Below are 18,564 nucleotides of genomic sequence, written 5' to 3'. Positions count from 1 at the left end.
ATTATGTCAAACTTCTTCCATCCGTTCCAACTCCCATCCGCGAAACTGCATCACGATGCAATGTAACTCAGTGTCGTGCACCATCTGGCGTACCCTAGGACCGACAGCATACCCTTTTATCTGCTCTACGGCTTCTTGCCACTGGGCTTCGGCTTTCTCTTCCGAGTCCTTGGCGGAGAGGTATTTCAGTTCAATAATATAGCTATGCTTCACATCATAACGCACCAAGTCGGGCATCAGGAATAAGTCGCAATAACCGTGGTTCAATTCCACTTCCGGAGCTATCAGGTAATAGGCATTCGTACTCAAGTAGGCAGTAAAAAAGCCTTGCAGGTTGCGCTCGCCTTCGATGGCACTTCGCACGGAAGAATTTTCCTTGTAGGCATGAGCGATAAATTCCATCGTTTCACGCCAATGACCTTCGTAAGCCATCTCATCAAACAAGTCTGCCAAATCATTCAAATTGATATGTTCTCTGTCCTGATACTCTTCCAGCAGGAATTCATAATATTGCTTACGCACATTATTATTGGGAATACTTAGCACCATACGCTTCCCGTAGGTGGCGGTAATGGTGAGCATGCCATAATAGAAAAGCAAACTGGGGAAAATCTCCGGCTTGGTTATATCGGTAGCGGGGAAGGTAGTCACTAACGTGGTGACAATCTGCCCCTCTTCTGTGATTTTGCGCAGTACGCCCTTACGGTTACCGTCCAACTTATCCAGCCGGATGAGTTTCTTCATTTTGTTGTAGTCCGTGCGGGTATTGGGGTCAATCATTTCTTTGGGAGATTTGCCCAAAGTCATATAATGACGCAGATAATAGAACACCATGTCACAATTGAACATCTTCGGATCGCGCTCCAAACTTTCTTTGGCAAAACAATAATTGTCATACCACGGGCGCATTTCCTCTATCATCGCATTTATATCCGTATTGCCCGGTAACTGTCCGGCATCCTTATAATACCGGATCATCTCGCGTACATCAGTCTCGCTGAATCCCAGCATCATGTTAAACTGATGATCGGTACTGACATTCCAACCGATATTGAATCCGCTAGTCAAGTCATCCAGTGTCACAGGGCTGACGCCCGTCATGAAGATACGCTCAAACATACCTTTGAACTTCTTGAATATTTCGCGGTAAAAACCACTGGCATAGGTCAGGGCATGATAGACTTTGTCGCCCTGCTCGTTTAGCACCACGTTAGTGAAATTATCGTATTCATCCACTATCAGATAAAGCTTGGACCCGTTATTACGTGCCTTGCGATCCAGAAAGTTAATTTTGTTGGTAGTGCCGTATTGGGCTTTCATTTCCTCTTCAAAGCCGGGATAATAATAGGGTAGAAGCAAAATCATCCAGTCCGCCGCAGCAGTAATCATCAAAGTTCTGGGCAAGTGTTCTATCAAGCCCTCCCACTCGGGAGAAATCAAGATAAAGTATTTGGAAAGTCCCTTGCAGCCGCGTAGGACGATTACCTATCCATAGATTGCCGAAGCGTTTTTCGAACTTTTCTTTTTGAACGATGTCATAATAAGCCCGAAGCATACTCAGAAAGATGCTCTTGCCGAAACGACGGGGACGGATAAAGAACAAATTGCTGGGTTGCTCTTCCAACAAAGGCAGATACATCGTTTTATCTACATAATATTGGGTCTGCTCCACCACTTCCACAAAGTTGGAAACACCATAAGGGATTCTTTTTACTTCTTCCATAATTGTTCCTTTCTTTAGTCCCCATACCCATTGTGGGATAGTACAAAAGTAACTCATTCCCGCAGAAAGAACAAAGAAAGGGAAAGAAAGTTGAAATGTCACTGTGCAAAAATAAGACGAAATATAATCTCCTAACACTCTACTAGGGGATTACAAAGTGAAAAATTGCTGTCACCTGTCACTTATTCGTTCCTAAACATTTGATTGTAAACGAGTAATGATGTGACAGCAGTACGTGACAGCACTGTGACAGCAAAAGTTCTGTCACCATTTGTCTCCCTTTTCTTTCTTCCCTCTCTTTTCTCTTTCTTGAAAGTCATAACCTGCATAACTTCATATTTTCAGCCATAAGGGGAACATTCATTTCATGCCTTTAAACTATTGGTTTCAAGGCTCGAAACTCTAGTTTCAAAGGTTTGAAACCAAAGTTTCACCTGCTTGAAACTAAAGTTCCAGTTACTTGAAACTTTTGTTTCTTTAGTTATGAAACTCTAGTTTCTTACCGATGAAACTAAAGTTTCAGATAAAGGACTAACCTGGAACTTGCTTTTAAAAGAAAGAGAAGAAGAGGTGTGACAGCAAAAATGCCATCACCGTGCTGTCACACACCGCTATCACATCATTACTCACTCACAATCAAACATTTAAGCACAAACATGTGACAGATGACAGCAAATTTTCACTTTTTAATTCCCTAGGTAGAATATCGGGAGATTATATTTCAACTTATTTCTGCAAACCTTGCTCAATATGCTGCAAACGACGTTCTAAAGCTGCATACTTTTCATCCTTTTCTTTTAAAAGACGTTCATAGAGTTCGGTGATTTTGTCGATAGGGTTGAAATTGTTAACTCGATTATCGCTGCTACTGTCACTATCTTCTGTATAGGATTTCACAGTACCAATATTAATATTTGCTCCTCCTGAACCTTGATCGTTATTATTTACCGTATTATTCTCAAACACCACCGTCTGTGCATCCTCTTCTAAAGTCTTAAGATAATCGAAAGGCACATTCAATGCCCGTGCAAAACGCTGCAACATTTCATCATCAATCACTCTCATCTTCTCATATTTAGAGACAGCAGGTTGTGAAAGGTGTACCAATTCACTTAAACCTTCCTGGTTCATATTCTTTTCAATACGGGTACGACGTATATTGCGTCCGTGATGGACTCTCCCAATTGTCAATTCTTCTGTTTCCATTTTTATTTTCTTTCTTTTTAAAATCCAACAAATATACAAATGAAAAGTTTCGCTCGAAGCAAATATACGAAAAAAACGAATAGATGTGATAATATGGATAAAAGGAATATTACTACCGGTCAAAAGTAATAAAATGAATACTTCCAAACAGCCTGATTATAGAAAAAAACACGAACTTTGCAGCAAACAACATACAAACAGAAAACCATGGAAAGAATATTAACAAGAAAAGAATATAAGTTCGTAAAAGAATTTATTGAGTTAATCCGAAAACACGGCATTTTGTTTTCCACGAATCAAGAAGGAAAAATCGTAATTATAATCCATGAGAAAGAAGGAGATAACAGACCTGATTTTCTGACACCTGCCATAGAACTGGGAGATTGTTTCGATGAAACAGAATTGTATGAGATATTAAACCAAACCAATGAACGGATAAAACAGATCGCAGAAGACTATAAATCAGAAGAAATATTCACTCAACATCTAACTAAAAAATAAATCCTTAGTCCTATATATAAATACCCTAACCAGTTCTTTATTTCAAAGGAACGTACCAAAAGGAAGTAGACACCGTCTTTTGATACGTTCTTTTTTCCCAATAAGCTATAACTCCTTTAAATATTCAAAAAACGAACTAACCTTTTTATCTCCTCCAAGATACACCCCTAACTTTACCCCAATTTCCCTTTTCATAATTAACTGTATACAACACAAAGGTCTATTGTAAGGCATAAATTATCCTCCCAAACCTATAATATCTATATTGCAAATAGCTTCTCCAGTTGGTCCAGAAGTAGATTTTTCTGCGAACTGACCACCTATATACACAACAGCAATAAAAATGCCAGCACTATCATAAAGAAAACCGGATTCTCTCCATTGTATTGGGTAAGGCTCGGACCAATCTCTAGTAACTTCATCAGGTGTATACCAAGTATTTTGAAGATTAGGAGTAAATGCAGTAATAACATCACTAAGTGCACTACCATTAATCGTCCAAGACACAGCACATAAAAATTCAGTCATCCATGGGGCTGATGAAGTTCTTCTTCCAATCCACATCCCCCCACGTTCATCAGCCTCATACTGATAGTCAATATTACCATGTCCAAATATAGATATATCCATATATTTCTTCACTGACTCACAATATATACGTAAGCTATTTTCTTCATCAAAAGTAAGTTTTTCCTCAGGAATAATAGTCTGATAATTCACAATACCGTCCAACTGATATTCTTTTAAAATAGCATCGACCTGTTTCACCCGAAAACTAGTAGTTACCTTTTTTAGACTTTCGATATCATCCTTAATAACATTCGCTTTAGAGACATCATACAAAACCTCATCGTTAGTACAGCTAACAAAGCAACTAAGCATAAAGATAAGAAAAACTTGTTTTACAAAATATTTCTTCATGGCATTAATTTTATAAACAACATATATCATATCGCCTTAAAGTTAAAAAAAAGAAGTATATATACAAATAAAATTGTCATTTCTCTTTAAATCCACCAATAAATTAGTACAATTCTAATCATATCACTATTAATAATACCCATTAAAATATGAAATGATAAAAAAGTAGCCATATCCACAGCTCACCTTGAATATTACAGAAAAAAGGGAGCGAAGCCCCCTCGACTTCGCTCCCCCGCAATCTTTCTCCCTTCATTTCCTAATACACGGAGAAAACATGTTTGGATCAAAAAAGTTATACCTATAATTATAAACTATTTTCAACTCTTAAAAATTCCGGCCGGTATCCCACCAAAGACGTGTACCGCAATTGTCTGCTCCACCCAAAGCATCCAGCAATTGCTGATACTGTTCCGGATTAGTGGTCTTAATACTTACAAAGAAGTTCAAACGGCGAGGACCGATTTTCGAATCTACCGTACCGCCACTTTGATTCACCATCACTTCAAATAACTTAGGAAATCCGGTGCGACGTTGCTCTGTCCATGCCTCACAACCTTCAGGAAACATTGCCAGCCATTTCTGAGTGATGATACGTTCCAACTTCACAGCAGGCTCTGCTCCTTCATCCCATTTCGGCGTAATCGTACCGGCAGCCTTCACATTATATTCCGCATTGAACGCATCTTTATAATCCGCAGGCACATTATCACTTGCCAGAAACTTATCCGCTCCATCAGCTCCCCATTGGGCAAAAGAAGCTCTCACGCCTTTTTCATAACAATCTTTCGGATCTTCTGTTGTAAATTCCCTCAAAGCGGCCTCAGCACGAAGAAACCATATTTCGGCAGGAGTCATCAGCACTGCACTCGTTGTTTGCGAGATGGTACTTTTGGAATGTTTGGCATAGTTCTTATGGCTAAAACCGGTTCCCGGACGGATTCCCTTATAAGTCCCAGCATAGGCTATAACACTCGTTTCATCTTTTATCCCTTCCGCCTTTTCAAAATATTTCTCCAAACGAGGATCCTCATAACCTTTCATGTAAGATTCCAGATTGACATTCAAAAATACTTCACCCCATCCTTTGTTGATTTCTCCAAACGGATTTGTAAAGCCCAATGCAGTGGAAACAGCAACAATGTCATTATTAGCTTCCAACAATCCACCTGCATCCGGATTCATTGCTTTCTCAATCTCAGCGGCAGCAGTCTTAGGAGCTACGACTGACAGACGTACAGCCAGACGCAGACGAAGAGAATTGGCAAACTTAATCCACTGGGCATAGTTCTTCTTTCCTTCAGGCATAAAGACATCGAAGCTGGTAAAGTTTTCCATACCCGGGTTATCAGCCACAAACTTACGTATCTTGTCAATGCCTTCATCCAAATCTTTGAAGAACGCTGTATAAGCCTCTTGTTGGGTATCAGGTTTTGAACCGGTTTTAGAGCCGAACTGGGTATAGACAATCGGTCCGTAAAGGTCGGATATGCGATGCATCAACTCTACTTTCAAGATTTTAGTTATGCCATAAAAGCCCCAGTTAATATTTTCATTTATCTGCTCGGATTTCTGTACTTCAGGCATGATATATCCATAAGTATTGTCCCATGAAGAACCGTTCCATCCGTCCATCATGTAATAGGTACTATTATTCTTGCCGTCATTGAAAGGATTGAAATCATGAACATATCCGGCGAACAAGTCCGAGCCAAGGTTCTGCATGGTCTGAAAAGTCCAGTTTTTGCCACTTCCCCAATCATAATTAAAATAAACACCTTGCTGTACAATGCTCAAAGGAATCGTGTAATAATTAAAATCCTGCTTTTTGGATTCGTTATTAAATCCGGCTTCATTGGTATTGTATGATTCGAAAGAGTCTGTACAAGACGAAAATCCGATCATGCCGCCTAATAGTAAACTAGCTATATATGTGATATTATTCTTCATAATATAAAACCTCCTCATTTTAGAATGTAAACTTAACATTGAAACCTAAACTACGGGTAGTCGGCATACCAAACACGTCAATACCCTGATTATCGTTGCCGGTTGACAATACTGCATCCGGATCAAACGGAGCTTTCTTCGAAATAAAGAACAGGTTGCGCGCTACAAAGGACAACTGCACTTCTTTGAATACCCCACCGGCTTTTGCAAGCAAAGATTGCGGGAAAGAGTATCCCAATGAAAGTTCGCGCAAGCGGATGTTAGTTGCGTCATACATATAATATTCCGTACATCCGTCACGACCGCTGACTGCCGTATAGAATTTCCTCGGATTTACAGAAGTGCCTTCCAGATTAACCGCTCCGGCATTTCGGGCATCACCTGTATTCAGGCTGACACCTCTCTGGTCGAGTTCTGCCTGTGTCTGTGACAATACATCACCGCCAAAACGTCCGTCAATCAAGAAATAGAGTGAGAAACCTTTGTAAGTGAAGGTATTACTCCAACCCAACATAAAGTCCGGATTACAATTACCAACCTTTTCAGTGTTACCACCACCAATCACATTCGGCACTTTATCACCGTCTTTATCCGTAGTATATACTATCTGACCGTTATCATCACGCTCGAAAGCCTTGCCATAGATGTCGCCAAACGAACCGCCCTGTACCAAACGCATGGAATAGGAAGAAGAGAAGCTTTCATCACCATAAACAAATGTTTTCAAGTCGGGATGCAATTCGACAATCTTATTTTTATTGGTTGAGAAGTTAAATTGAGTTTTCCAGCGGAAAGCATCATTCATCACCGGCGTAGCACCTAAAGTCAGTTCAATACCTTCATTCTGAATATTACCGGCATTCACCAGATAGGACTTATATTCCGCACCTGCTGAAGAAGGTAAGGTAAACAATTGGTTTTTAGTATTCGTACGATAGTAAGTGAAATCAAACTCCAACCGATAATTGAAGAATTTCCATTCCGTACCCACTTCATAAGAGGTACTCATCTCCGGCTTCAAATCGCTAAAAGGTGCGCTTGCATAAGAAACGATGGCGCCGCCGGCACCAATAATATCGTTACTTCCGGGAATCGAATTACTGACAAACAAAGGAAGGTCGTTACCTACTTTTGACCATGAGCCCCTGATTTTACCAAATGAAATCCATTCAGGAAGTTTCAAGGTCTTATTCAAAATCCAGGAAAGGCCGACAGAAGGATAGAAGAAACTCTTATGGTCGGTAAAGGCCAATGTAGACGACCAGTCGTTACGGGCAGTTACGTCCAGGTAAAGGCTCTCTTTCCATCCAAGTTGTGCCGTAGCGAATATAGATTGCAATTCTCTTCGTTGATTAATCAGTTCTTCAATATAAGCAGCTTGCGTCATCTTGATATTGGATACTGTAAAGACATTCGGATAATAAAGGGAAGCTGTTTTAGAATCCAGTCTCAAAGAATTCACATTGGTACTGTTGATACTGGCACCAACTGCTCCATTCAATGAGAAATCGTCCCATGTTTTATTGAACATTGCCATAACATCACCATAATACAGAGTCTCGGTATGATTCAAGTCAATATAGCGTCCATTCTGTCCCGAAAGAGCCGGAGCCGTAGAAGCATACATTTTCTGCTGATACTGGTCGTGCGTATAATCGGCTGTACCGCGAGCCTGAATATTCAACCAATCCGTAATTTTCACGCTGGCTGTCAATGAAGCGATTACACGTGTACGTTTATCATTGCTATTGATACGGTTCGTAATCCAGTAAGGATTCTGTTCCATGTCCTGATAAGAAGTATACCAGTTCTGAACATTCATATTACGCTTTGCATCAAATTGTTCAAACTCAGTTTTATATTCGGAGATATCTTCACCTCTGGGGAAACCATATAGTCCAACCAACGGATTCATATAATAACCACCGGAAGTAGGACGGTTCTTGATTGTTTGCGTCATCAGGTTCACATTAGCGTCCAGTTTCAGATAATCATTGAAGAAATTGGCTGTCTCACGGAAGTTGAGGTTATGCTTCTGCATCTTATTCTTTTCAACAATACCTTTGGCAGTTGTATTGGCGTAAGAAAAATAAGTCTGCATCTTATCACTACCGGTCATAAACGATACTGAGTTAATAGCCGTCACTCCATTCTGGAAGAAGTCACCTGCATTATCGTAGTCTTTCAATGCTTTCTTTTCACCCCATCCGTTTTTGTTAGTAGGATCCATAGCATAACTGTTCTGGAATTCCGGCAAACAAATCGCATGGTCAACAGTCAGGTTGGATGAGAATGTTACTTTCTGCATACCCGCTTTACCCTTCTTCGTTGTGATAAGGATAACTCCATTGGCAGCTTGAGAACCATAAAGAGCGGCAGCGGAAGCACCTTTCAAAATACTCATGCTTTCTATATCATCCGGGTTCAGGTTAGAGATACCATCACCACCGTCACGGTTACCTGCATCCGCCGTACCACCGATTGCCGTTGACGCCTGTTCATTACTACCATTCAGCATCGGGACACCATCAATCACATAAAGAGGCTGATTGTTTCCGCTGACAGAACGGCTGCCGCGAATAGAAACCTTTGCAGAACCGCCAAGTCCGGAAGAACTTTTAGTAATCTGTACACCAGCGGTTTTACCGGCCAATGCATTAATCATATTCGGATCTTTAGCACGGGTAAGTTCATCACCTCCCACTTGCTGGGTAGAATAAGTCAGAGAAGCTTCTTTCTTCTTGATACCCATAGCGGTAACCACCACCTGCTCCAAAGCCATCGCTTCCTCTTCCATCTTTATCTTGAAATTCGTCTGCCCGTTGACAGGGATGCTCTGCGGTTGATAACCTACATAGGAAACATTGATAACAGCGTCACTGGGAAGTTTGAGAGTAAAGTTACCGTCCAAATCGGTAATCGTCCCGTTCGTCGTACCTTTTTCTACAACGCTGGCACCAATAATCACTTCACCTCTCGCATCAGTCACGACACCTTTTACGGTTATTATTTTTTGTTGTTGTGTGGATGCACTATTCTCTGCAGTCTTGGTCAACACAATATTATTACCTTCCATTACATAATGGACACCCGTACCTTTGAAGGCGCGGTCGAGTATCTCGGTTACCGGCTGATTGTCGGCAACTACATCAACTACCCGCTTTACATCAACTGTTTGTTTGTTGTAAACGAACAAGTAATCGGTCTGTGACTCTATCTTGGAGAGTAACTCACTTACTTTCAGCGTCGAGCGGGGAATGCTGATTTTTGCACTCTGAGAGTATCCATTCTCACAATAAGCTTGAAATGTTACGAACAGAAGAAGGAATAAAGTGATAGTATTATTTGCTTAGATTCTAAACTTTTTGGACAAAAAAGCCCTTTCAAAGAAATTTTTCTCATATCTTTGCAACGTGTTAAGTTAATAAATTGATTAAGGTCGATTTTTGACTGTTTCGAATCGGAAAGTATGGGGGTACTTTCCGATTCTCTTTTCAGATAACGGGGTTATTGACTGTTATTCATAATTCTTATGCTTTTAAGGGTTAGTACTAATCTAAGGTATGTATTTAATGTGAGCTCATTTCTTATTCTATAAAGATGCTGTCTTTTTCGGCACTCATGGAATAAGTGAACGGATGATCTTTCTGAATCACTTTGAGTACGTGTTCCACACCATCCTGATCCTTGAACTTACCCGTGCAACGATAATTCAGCACTTTCGGATTATTCACGATAATCTTCACCTTATAATATTTTTCCAGTTTGCCAAGCAACAGATTAAAGGGAGTATCATCGAAGCAGTATAGCCCGTCTTTCCAGCGGAGATAATCAAAATCTGTAAACCGTTCCTTTCTGAACCTTCCGTCACGGGAAATAAAAACTTCATTCACTCCCAGACGAGTGAGCGGACGTTCGCCGCCATTTGCGTAGATATCGACAATACCTTCAAGCAAAGTAGTCGTAAATTCATTGCTTCCCCGGTAAGCGCATACATTAAAATGTGTTCCTACCCCTCTCACCTGATTCGTCTCCGTGTTTACATTAAATGGTATCTCTTTGTTCTTCGCCACTTCAAAGTAGGCTTCTCCGTCCAACTCCACATCCCTCTCATTACGTCCGAAATCATGGGAATAACTTAATGTGGACTGTGCGTTCAACCATACTCTCGTACCGTCTGCCAAAGTGATCTGCGCCCGTTGACCGGCAGGAACCGCCACTGTTTGCAGATGCGCTGTCTTACCGTAATGGTATTCCTTGAACAGGAATCCGCAACTGATTGCCACTACTATGACAGCAGCTATGCGGGCACTCCACCTTAACATAGGTAAAATGCGAGTGCCCATTGCCGCCTTCTCTCTCTTCCTGTTGGTTTTGGTATCGGTAAAAAGGGCAATATCAAACAGCATACGTTCTTTCTGCAATGCCTTCCGGTTTTCCTCGGACTCGTCCACCCAGTTAAGAATACGCTTTTCTTCCTCAACAGTAGCGTTGCCCTTAAAATATTTATGTAATAACTCTTGGGTCATATGAATTGTCTTTTTCCTGTTAATACTTATAAGAGGCCTTTTTCTCCCCTTCTATATATAAAACAGGACAACCCTGGACAACCCTAACGAAAAATGCGACTTTTTTTATAAAAGAATAGAAATAAGATAATCTTTCAGTTCGGTACGCAGAATTTTCAGTGCTTTAGTGATATGAAACTCCACGCTTTTAAGAGAAATCCCAAGCTGTTCGGCGATTATTTTATTAGGAGTATTTTGATAACGGCTCAACATAAAAATCTTCCGGCTCTGTTCCGGCATCCGCTTCAAGGCCTTTTGCACAATGTGCTGTATTTCCGCATTGAAAATAGTATCCGGCTCACAATCCTCCAATGTAGAGATACGAAGATCCAGTTCACGCTGCCTGTGCGTGTTTATTTCTTCTTCGGCACGAAGACGGACTTGCAGATGTGCCAGATAGTTCAGCGCCTTATTTTTTATGATCGTCAACAGCAACGCGTGCAAATTAGAATCTTCTTCCCATTTATCTCGGTTTTCCCACAAAGTTATCATAGATTCCATCAATATGTCTTCTGCCTCCTGCTTATCACGGATGTATGAATAGGCGAATGACAAAAACTTCTCCTGATTCTCATGAAAGAATTCAGAAAAAAGTTGAACAGAAGAGATATTACTCGTTTTGTGCATCACGCATTAGCTTTAAAGGTTGGTGTTTTCTTTCTTTTATACAAAAGAACAGAAAGTTTTCCATAAAAGCAAAATTTCAGACAAAAAAATAGTCCGAAAACTTAGTTTTCGGACTATCCTTTGTCATATAAAAGCTATCACTTTTTTACTTTTTCTCCGGTCTTGGCAACAAAACTTTTCTGGAAAGTTTGAATTTACCAGTTTTCGGATCAATATCAATCAATTTTACATCGATTTCGTCACCTTCTTTAATTCCGGCTTCTTCAACAGTTTCAAGACGTTTCCAGTCAATTTCGGAAATGTGCAGCAAACCGTCCTTACCCGGCAAGAATTCGATAAACGCACCGTAAGGCATGATAGAACGAACTTTTCCTTTGTACACTTCACCCACTTCAGGAACAGCAACGATTGCCTTAATCATGCGCATTGCATCATCAATACACTTCTTGTTTGTTCCGGAAACTTCGATGCGACCCATACCGTCAATTTCTTCGATAGTAATCACAGCACCTGTTTCTTCCTGCATACCTTGGATAATCTTTCCACCAGGACCGATTACTGCTCCGATGAATTCTTTTGGAATTGTCATCGTTTCGATACGAGGAGCATGTTCTTTCAAGTCAGCACGCGGTTCAGCGATTGTTTCTGTGATTTTATTGAGGATGTGCATACGTCCCTCTTTAGCCTGGTTCAAAGCACGTTCCAGGATTTCGTAGGACAGACCATCTACCTTGATATCCATCTGAGTAGCAGTAATACCGTCTTTTGTTCCGGTTACTTTGAAGTCCATATCTCCGAGGTGGTCCTCGTCACCGAGGATATCAGACAATACAGCATATTTCTCTTCGCCCGGATTCTTAATCAATCCCATGGCGATACCTGATACGGGTTTCTTTATCTTCACACCTGCATCCATCAATGCCAATGTTCCGGCACATACGGTAGCCATAGAAGAAGAACCGTTAGATTCGAGGATATCTGAAACCACACGTACTACATACGGATAGTCAGCAGGAATCTGTCCTTTCAAAGCACGCCAAGCCAAGTGACCGTGACCGATTTCACGACGACCTACACCACGCTGTGCTTTCGCTTCACCTGTAGAGAAAGGAGGGAAGTTATAATGTAACAGGAAACGTTCTTTTCCGTGTTCCAGAACATCGTCGATAATCTTCTCGTCGAGTTTGGTACCCAGTGTAACAGAAGTCAGTGACTGAGTCTCACCACGAGTAAAGATAGCAGATCCGTGAGGACCGGGCAAAGGACTGACTTCACACCAGATAGGACGGATTTCGGTAGTCTTACGACCGTCGAGACGCTTACCTTCATCAAGAATAGAACGGCGCATTGCTTCTTTTTCCACATCATGGTAGTAACGGTCAATCAGCGCAGCCTTTTCTTCCAACTCTTCTTCAGAGAACTGAGCCTTGAATTCTTCACGGATAGCCTCGAAAGCTTCAAAACGCTCATGCTTGTTGTTGTTTCCTGAAGCGGCAACGGCATATGCCTTGTCATAACATGCTTCACGAACAGCCTTACGAAGTTCATCATCGTTCACTTCGTGGTTATATTCACGTTTCACTGTTTTGCCGACTTCTTCCGTCAACTCCATCTGAGCCTTACAATGAATCTTGATAGCTTCGTGAGCTACTTTCATTGCTTCCAGCAATTCAGCTTCGGATACTTCCTGCATTTCACCTTCTACCATCATGATATTTTCATAAGTAGCGGCAACCATAAGATCCATATCAGCTTTTTCCAGTTGTGCAAAAGTAGGATTGATAACGAACTGCCCGTCGATACGTGCTACACGTACTTCAGAAATAGGTCCGTTGAAGGGGATATCTGAAACGGCAAGTGCTGCTGAAGCTGCAAGTCCTGCCAATGCGTCCGGCATATCTACACCATCAGCCGAGAAGAGGATGATGTTTACATATACCTCTGCATGATAATTATCAGGAAATAAAGGACGGAGAGCACGGTCAACGAGACGGCAAGTCAGAATCTCATAATCGGAAGCTCTACCCTCTCTCTTGGTGAAACCACCAGGAAAACGGCCGAATGCCGCAAATTTTTCTTTGTACTCTACCTGTAAAGGCATGAAATCAGTTCCGGGAACTGCATCTTTAGCGGCACAAACAGTAGCTAATAACATGGTATTTCCCATGCGTAGCATTACAGAACCGTCTGCCTGTTTTGCCAACTTTCCCGTCTCGAGCGTGATGGTTCTTCCATCAGGTAACTCGATTGTCTTAACAATTGGGTTAATCATAAAAATTGTTTTATCTATACTTTTTCTTTCAAAATTCCTGCAAAGATATACATTTATCGTGGTAATTAGGTGGAAATGAGGTAAAAAGTTAGTGGCGAACTGATTTTTTTTCAAAATTAGGATGAAGAACACAGCAAAATGCTTTGACTAATCTCGAAAAGAAGTATATTTGCATCTCGTTAATAACACACACTATATGAAAAAGGTTACTTTTGCAGCGCTCGCCGCACTTACTATTACAGCTTGTAGTTCCGGCCCTGAATTCCAGGTGAACGGGGATGTATCAGGAGCCGACGGTAAAATGCTTTATCTCGAAGCTTCCGGTCTGGAAGGTATTATTCCGCTCGATTCGATAAAACTGAAAGGGGAAGGTACATTCAGCTTCAAGCAACCCCGTCCCGAATCACCCGAATTTTATCGCTTGCGGGTAGACGACAAAGTCATCAACTTTTCTGTAGACTCCATCGAAACAATCCTGATTAAAGCACCGTATGTAGATTTCTCCACTACTTACACTGTGGAAGGTTCGGAAAACAGCAACAAGATAAAAGAATTGACACTGAAACAAATCCGGCTTCAGAAAGAAGTGGACGATTTACTGGCTGCACTGCGCAGCAACAAGATAGGTCACGATGTCTTTGAAGACAGCTTGGTCACACTGCTCAACAACTATAAGGAAGATGTAAAAGTAAACTATATTTTTGCCGCACCCAACACGGCGGCAGCTTACTTTGCTTTATTCCAAAAGCTCAACAATTATCTGATATTCGACCCGTTGAACAATAAAGATGACGTGAAGTGCTTCGCAGCCGTTGCCACGAGCCTCAACAATGCATTCCCCGATGCCGTACGTTCCAAAAATCTTTATAATATTGTAATCAAGGGAATGAAGAATACACGCCAGCCACAAGCGAAAGCACTGGAAATTCCACAGGATAAAATTGTAGAAACCGGAATCATCGATATCGCCCTGCGCGACGTGAAAGGGAATGTACGCAAACTGACCGACCTGAAAGGCAAAGTCGTATTGCTCGACTTTTCCGTTTTCCAGTCGCCCGCCGGAGCACCTCACAACCTGATGCTTCGCGAACTATATAATACATACGCTTCACAAGGACTGGAAATCTACCAGGTATCTCTCGATGCGGACGAACACTACTGGAAAACATCGGCAGACAACCTACCGTGGGTATGTGTACGCGATGGAAACGGAGTATACTCTACGAACGTAGCCGTATATAATGTCCGCCAGGTTCCATCTGTCTTTTTGATAAACCGCAACAACGAATTGAAACTTCGCGGTGAAGATATCAAAGACTTGGAAGCGGCTGTCAAGTCATTGCTCTAAGTTGTTATAATTTAGCATATTTCTTTTAAATATGTTACATAGCATCATTTTTCGCTTGACACGTATCTCTTAAAAGGCTATCTTTGCAAAGAAATAATGAAAAGAGGGTTCCAACATGTGCCATGTTGGAATTCTTTTTTGTTTATATGACCATTTAAAACAATTAAAGGAGGAAAACATCATGGCTTATATGTCAGAAGAAGGTTACAAGAAACTAATGGCGGAACTTAAAGAACTAGAAACAGTGGAACGCCCGAAGATCTCTGCGGCAATAGCCGAAGCTAGAGATAAAGGAGACCTGTCGGAAAATGCAGAATACGATGCAGCCAAAGAGGCGCAAGGTATGTTGGAAATGCGTATCAACAAACTGAAAACAGTGATCGCTGACGCAAAAATCATTGATGAGTCCAAACTCAAAACTGATTCCGTACAGATTTTAAATAAAGTGGAGCTGAAGAATGTAAAGAATGGAATGAAAATGATTTATACCATCGTTTCTGAAAGCGAAGCTAACCTGAAAGAAGGAAAGATTTCCGTCAACACCCCGATTGCACAAGGTCTGCTTGGCAAGAAGGTAGGTGAAATAGCAGAAATTACCGTTCCACAGGGTAAGATTGCATTGGAAGTAGTAAACATATCCATTTAACGTTAAGGCAGGTCTTCGTATAAGACTTGCCTTATTTTATCCCAAAAAGTTATGGCAACAATATTCAGTAGAATCATCGCAGGCGAAATCCCCTGCTACAAGGTGGCGGAAAACGACAAGTTTTTTGCATTTCTCGATATCAACCCACTGGTAAAGGGACATACACTGGTGGTGCCCAAACAGGAAGTAGACTACATTTTCGATTTGAGCAATGAAGATCTGGCTGCAATGCATGTATTTGCAAAAAAAGTAGCCCGTGCCATCGAAAAAGCTTTCCCTTGCCGGAAAGTAGGCGAAGCTGTTATCGGACTGGAAGTTCCTCATGCGCACATCCATTTGATTCCTATTCAGAAGGAATCGGATATGTTGTTCTCGAATCCGAAGCTGAAGCTGTCGGATGAAGAATTCAAGTCCATAGCGCAAGCAATCAACTCCTCTCTATAAAACATGATGATGAAATAAACGGGAGCGTTCTGTGAAGGACGCTCTTTTTTTGTTTCACACTGAGGGACTTTTATTCCCCTTGTTCTCGGCAACTTCCACCAAATATACCCCGATGCAAATAAAAATGATAGCAAACGTCTGCATCCAACTGAAACGGTCCTGCCCTAAAATAAGAGAAGCGATGGTTGCCACAATCAGAATCAAATAACCATAAATGGCCACCACTGTTGTCTTCAGATACTTCAGACCAACGGGAAGCAACATATAACTTATGGTAGTCGGGAAAATCAGGACAAACATCAGAACCAGGAAAGGCATCCAGTGAAACGGTACAGAGAACACAGCAGCATCGAAACCTGTAATCAGCGACACGATAATAGCGGATACGGCCGCACCGGAAAATGTGTACCGCAACATAGTTATCGCTCCGATAGCCGTGAGAATACGCTGGCTCAAAATCAGATAGACAGCATAGACTACGGAACTAGCCAGACAAAGCATATTTCCGGTGAAGGCATCGGATGCCAAGTCATCACTCTGTTGCGTCAAGATACAGACCAACGCACCGACCAGTCCGATAGAGATACCGATTATCTTCTTTGCCGTCGCTTTCTCTTTATAAAAGAAGATCATAATAAGAAATACCCAGATAGGTTGAAGGCTGGTGAATATGGAACTGGAGACAGGGGTTGTTTTGCTCAACCCCGCCAAATAAAGAAACATAAAGCCATAAAGTCCCAAAGCCCCTAACAAAAAGAGTAAACATTTGTCCCTGCCCGATGATTTTTCCGGTGGCATGAACCATCCGATTACCCAAAAAGCGACTGCTGCAAATGTGCAACGAAGTGTTGCCCCTGTCAGCGGACTCATCCACAAAGGCAGAAGGAACTTCAAGGCATTCATATTCAAACCGCTAAAAATTTTCGAGACAGCCATGCTCAGATTGGCCTCCAGTTTCTTATTCTTCATTTTTTTATTTCAGTTGATCATTAAACAAAAAGGTAGTACGCCGCAGGTAAGCCCAGAAAAAGGTTACTACCGTAATCAGGAGATTAAAGATAAAAGGAAATTCCTGAGACTGGGTGTGGAATATCCACTGGAAAAAATCGACCATAAAAGGATAAAGCAGAATGGCGAGGTAATTCATCATCATTACAAATGCCAATGCCAAAGTTGTCTTTTCCGGCAATGCAACATGGGTGGTCTTATCATAAAGCATGGGCTGGATGACACCATATCCCAAACCGACAAGAATACACCCCGGAACAATCAGCCACTCTATCGGAGCTATCCAAATCAACAATAACCCCAAAGCCATTGCCAACAAGCTATATGCTTTTGTCCGCTCTTTCAATACGCCTGCAATCTTATCCAGCCCAAATCCAGGCGCCATAATCGCCAGAAAGAAAAGCGAAATCATCAGCCCTGAGTTACCACTGGAAAAATGATGTTTCTCCATCAGAAATGGTAAATTGAAAATAACAGCCAGCACAATGTAAGTTGTCACTCCATAAAAAAGCATCAACTGTACCAAGTGTTTGAGATGGATGCCATACTTGCTCTTTCCGATATCTACGGCAGGCTGTCCCGACGTTGAACCGCCACTATCAACCGTATCCGTCCCCGGCTGGTTCGTCTTTAAATGCCCGACCAGCAGGATAGAAACTAAAGGAAGAAGATAAACCAAAAATGGTAAATGCCAACTGACTTCTGCAAGATAACCGGTCACGGCAGTGGCTATCACCAGTGTGAAATTGGTAATGGCAGAACTTAATCCGAATTGCTTCACACGATAAGTTCCCACAAAATAGCGGGAGACCAATCCGGTAGATAAAGGGATAATAAGTCCGGAACCGATACCAAGCAAAGCGCTTACCACAATCAATTGCCACATTTTATTGGAAATCAGATATAAAATGCCGCTTGCCGCAAAAAGCCAGAGTCCAATCTTCAGGATACGGACATAATCAACTTTTTCCGTCAGTTTACCACCCAATAATATAAAAGGAATAATAAGTAGTGACGGCAGCGAGGTCAACATCTGTATATCCAAATCCGTAGCTTTTGGAAATATCTTCGTCAGATCACCCAATATCGGCGAGACAGCCAGCCCCGGCAGTGAGGTCAATGCCGAAATAGACCAAATGGCAATTAAAGTAATAAGAGGAATTGTTCCTCGTCCAGTCTGTATTTTCATATGCTTATTCGTTAAAAAGTTCAGGTTTGAAGAAAACAATACTCACCATATAAAGTTCAAAGCGTATTATTTACGGTTTTATATTTTATCAACCGGCCTTATGCAGATGAGAAAAAACCTCCCCCTTAATAAACGCCAAATAATGTAAAAGCCGAAAACTT

General features: G+C 41.5%; 13 protein-coding genes and 1 pseudogene. 4 read left to right on the top strand and 10 right to left on the bottom strand.

What is annotated here, in order from left to right:
* Window positions 1-6: 6 nt before the first annotated feature.
* Window positions 7-1,723: pseudogene (locus RDN93_RS08665) on the bottom strand (ATP-binding protein).
* A gap of 726 nt (window positions 1,724-2,449) precedes the next feature.
* Entirely contained in the window at window positions 2,450-2,929 is a 480-nt protein-coding gene (locus RDN93_RS08660) for a helix-turn-helix transcriptional regulator (protein ID WP_308745134.1), read from the bottom strand.
* Window positions 2,930-3,136: 207 nt separating this feature from the next.
* Between RDN93_RS08660 and RDN93_RS08655 the strand changes: the two genes are divergently transcribed.
* Complete coding sequence (locus RDN93_RS08655) at window positions 3,137-3,430, top strand: hypothetical protein (protein ID WP_308745133.1); 294 nt, start codon at window positions 3,137-3,139, stop codon at window positions 3,428-3,430.
* Between the two features lie 237 nt (window positions 3,431-3,667).
* Here RDN93_RS08655 and RDN93_RS08650 read toward each other — a convergent pair whose 3' ends face one another.
* The 6 genes from RDN93_RS08650 to pnp all read right to left on the bottom strand — a co-directional run bounded on the left by RDN93_RS08650 (window position 3,668) and on the right by pnp (window position 13,768).
* Window positions 3,668-4,351, bottom strand: coding sequence for a hypothetical protein (locus RDN93_RS08650; protein ID WP_308745132.1), 684 nt, complete (start codon window positions 4,349-4,351; stop codon window positions 3,668-3,670).
* A gap of 327 nt (window positions 4,352-4,678) precedes the next feature.
* The gene (locus RDN93_RS08645) at window positions 4,679-6,301 is read right to left on the bottom strand and encodes a SusD/RagB family nutrient-binding outer membrane lipoprotein (protein ID WP_308745131.1); all 1,623 of its coding nucleotides are present in this window, start codon (window positions 6,299-6,301) and stop codon (window positions 4,679-4,681) included.
* 19 nt (window positions 6,302-6,320) lie between these two features.
* Window positions 6,321-9,638, bottom strand: a complete 3,318-nt coding sequence (locus tag RDN93_RS08640) for a TonB-dependent receptor (RefSeq protein WP_308745154.1) — start codon at window positions 9,636-9,638, stop codon at window positions 6,321-6,323.
* A gap of 250 nt (window positions 9,639-9,888) precedes the next feature.
* Window positions 9,889-10,830: a FecR domain-containing protein gene (locus tag RDN93_RS08635; protein WP_308745130.1), complete on the bottom strand. Its 942-nt coding sequence runs from the start codon at window positions 10,828-10,830 to the stop codon at window positions 9,889-9,891.
* Window positions 10,831-10,935: 105 nt separating this feature from the next.
* Window positions 10,936-11,496 carry an RNA polymerase sigma-70 factor gene (locus RDN93_RS08630; protein ID WP_308745153.1) on the bottom strand — a complete coding sequence of 187 codons (561 nt, stop codon included), beginning with the start codon at window positions 11,494-11,496 and terminating at the stop codon, window positions 10,936-10,938.
* A gap of 145 nt (window positions 11,497-11,641) precedes the next feature.
* Window positions 11,642-13,768, bottom strand: coding sequence for a polyribonucleotide nucleotidyltransferase (gene pnp / locus RDN93_RS08625; RefSeq protein WP_308745129.1), 2,127 nt, complete (start codon window positions 13,766-13,768; stop codon window positions 11,642-11,644).
* A 196-nt stretch (window positions 13,769-13,964) separates the two neighbouring features.
* On the opposite strand from pnp, the gene RDN93_RS08620 reads away from it, so the two are divergent.
* The 3 genes from RDN93_RS08620 (at window position 13,965) to RDN93_RS08610 (ending at window position 16,206) form a co-directional block, all read left to right on the top strand.
* On the top strand, window positions 13,965-15,116 hold the full coding sequence (locus RDN93_RS08620) for a DUF4369 domain-containing protein (protein WP_308745128.1): 1,152 nt from the start codon (window positions 13,965-13,967) through the stop codon (window positions 15,114-15,116).
* A 181-nt stretch (window positions 15,117-15,297) separates the two neighbouring features.
* Entirely contained in the window at window positions 15,298-15,762 is a 465-nt protein-coding gene (greA, locus tag RDN93_RS08615; protein WP_308745127.1) for a transcription elongation factor GreA, read from the top strand.
* A gap of 51 nt (window positions 15,763-15,813) precedes the next feature.
* Window positions 15,814-16,206 carry an HIT family protein gene (locus tag RDN93_RS08610; protein ID WP_308745126.1) on the top strand — a complete coding sequence of 131 codons (393 nt, stop codon included), beginning with the start codon at window positions 15,814-15,816 and terminating at the stop codon, window positions 16,204-16,206.
* Between the two features lie 54 nt (window positions 16,207-16,260).
* On the opposite strand, the gene RDN93_RS08605 is transcribed toward RDN93_RS08610, so the two are convergent.
* Together RDN93_RS08605 and RDN93_RS08600 are read right to left on the bottom strand one after the other, a co-directional pair.
* Window positions 16,261-17,175, bottom strand: coding sequence for a DMT family transporter (locus tag RDN93_RS08605; RefSeq protein ID WP_308745125.1), 915 nt, complete (start codon window positions 17,173-17,175; stop codon window positions 16,261-16,263).
* A 4-nt stretch (window positions 17,176-17,179) separates the two neighbouring features.
* Entirely contained in the window at window positions 17,180-18,403 is a 1,224-nt protein-coding gene (locus RDN93_RS08600; protein WP_308745124.1) for an MFS transporter, read from the bottom strand.
* Window positions 18,404-18,564 lie beyond the last annotated feature (161 nt).

The organism is uncultured Bacteroides sp., from assembly GCF_902491285.1.
Classification (GTDB): Bacteria; Bacteroidota; Bacteroidia; order Bacteroidales; family Bacteroidaceae; genus Bacteroides.
The sequence above is the reverse complement of the archived record's forward strand: the minus strand, read 5'-3'. Positions and strand labels throughout refer to the sequence as shown.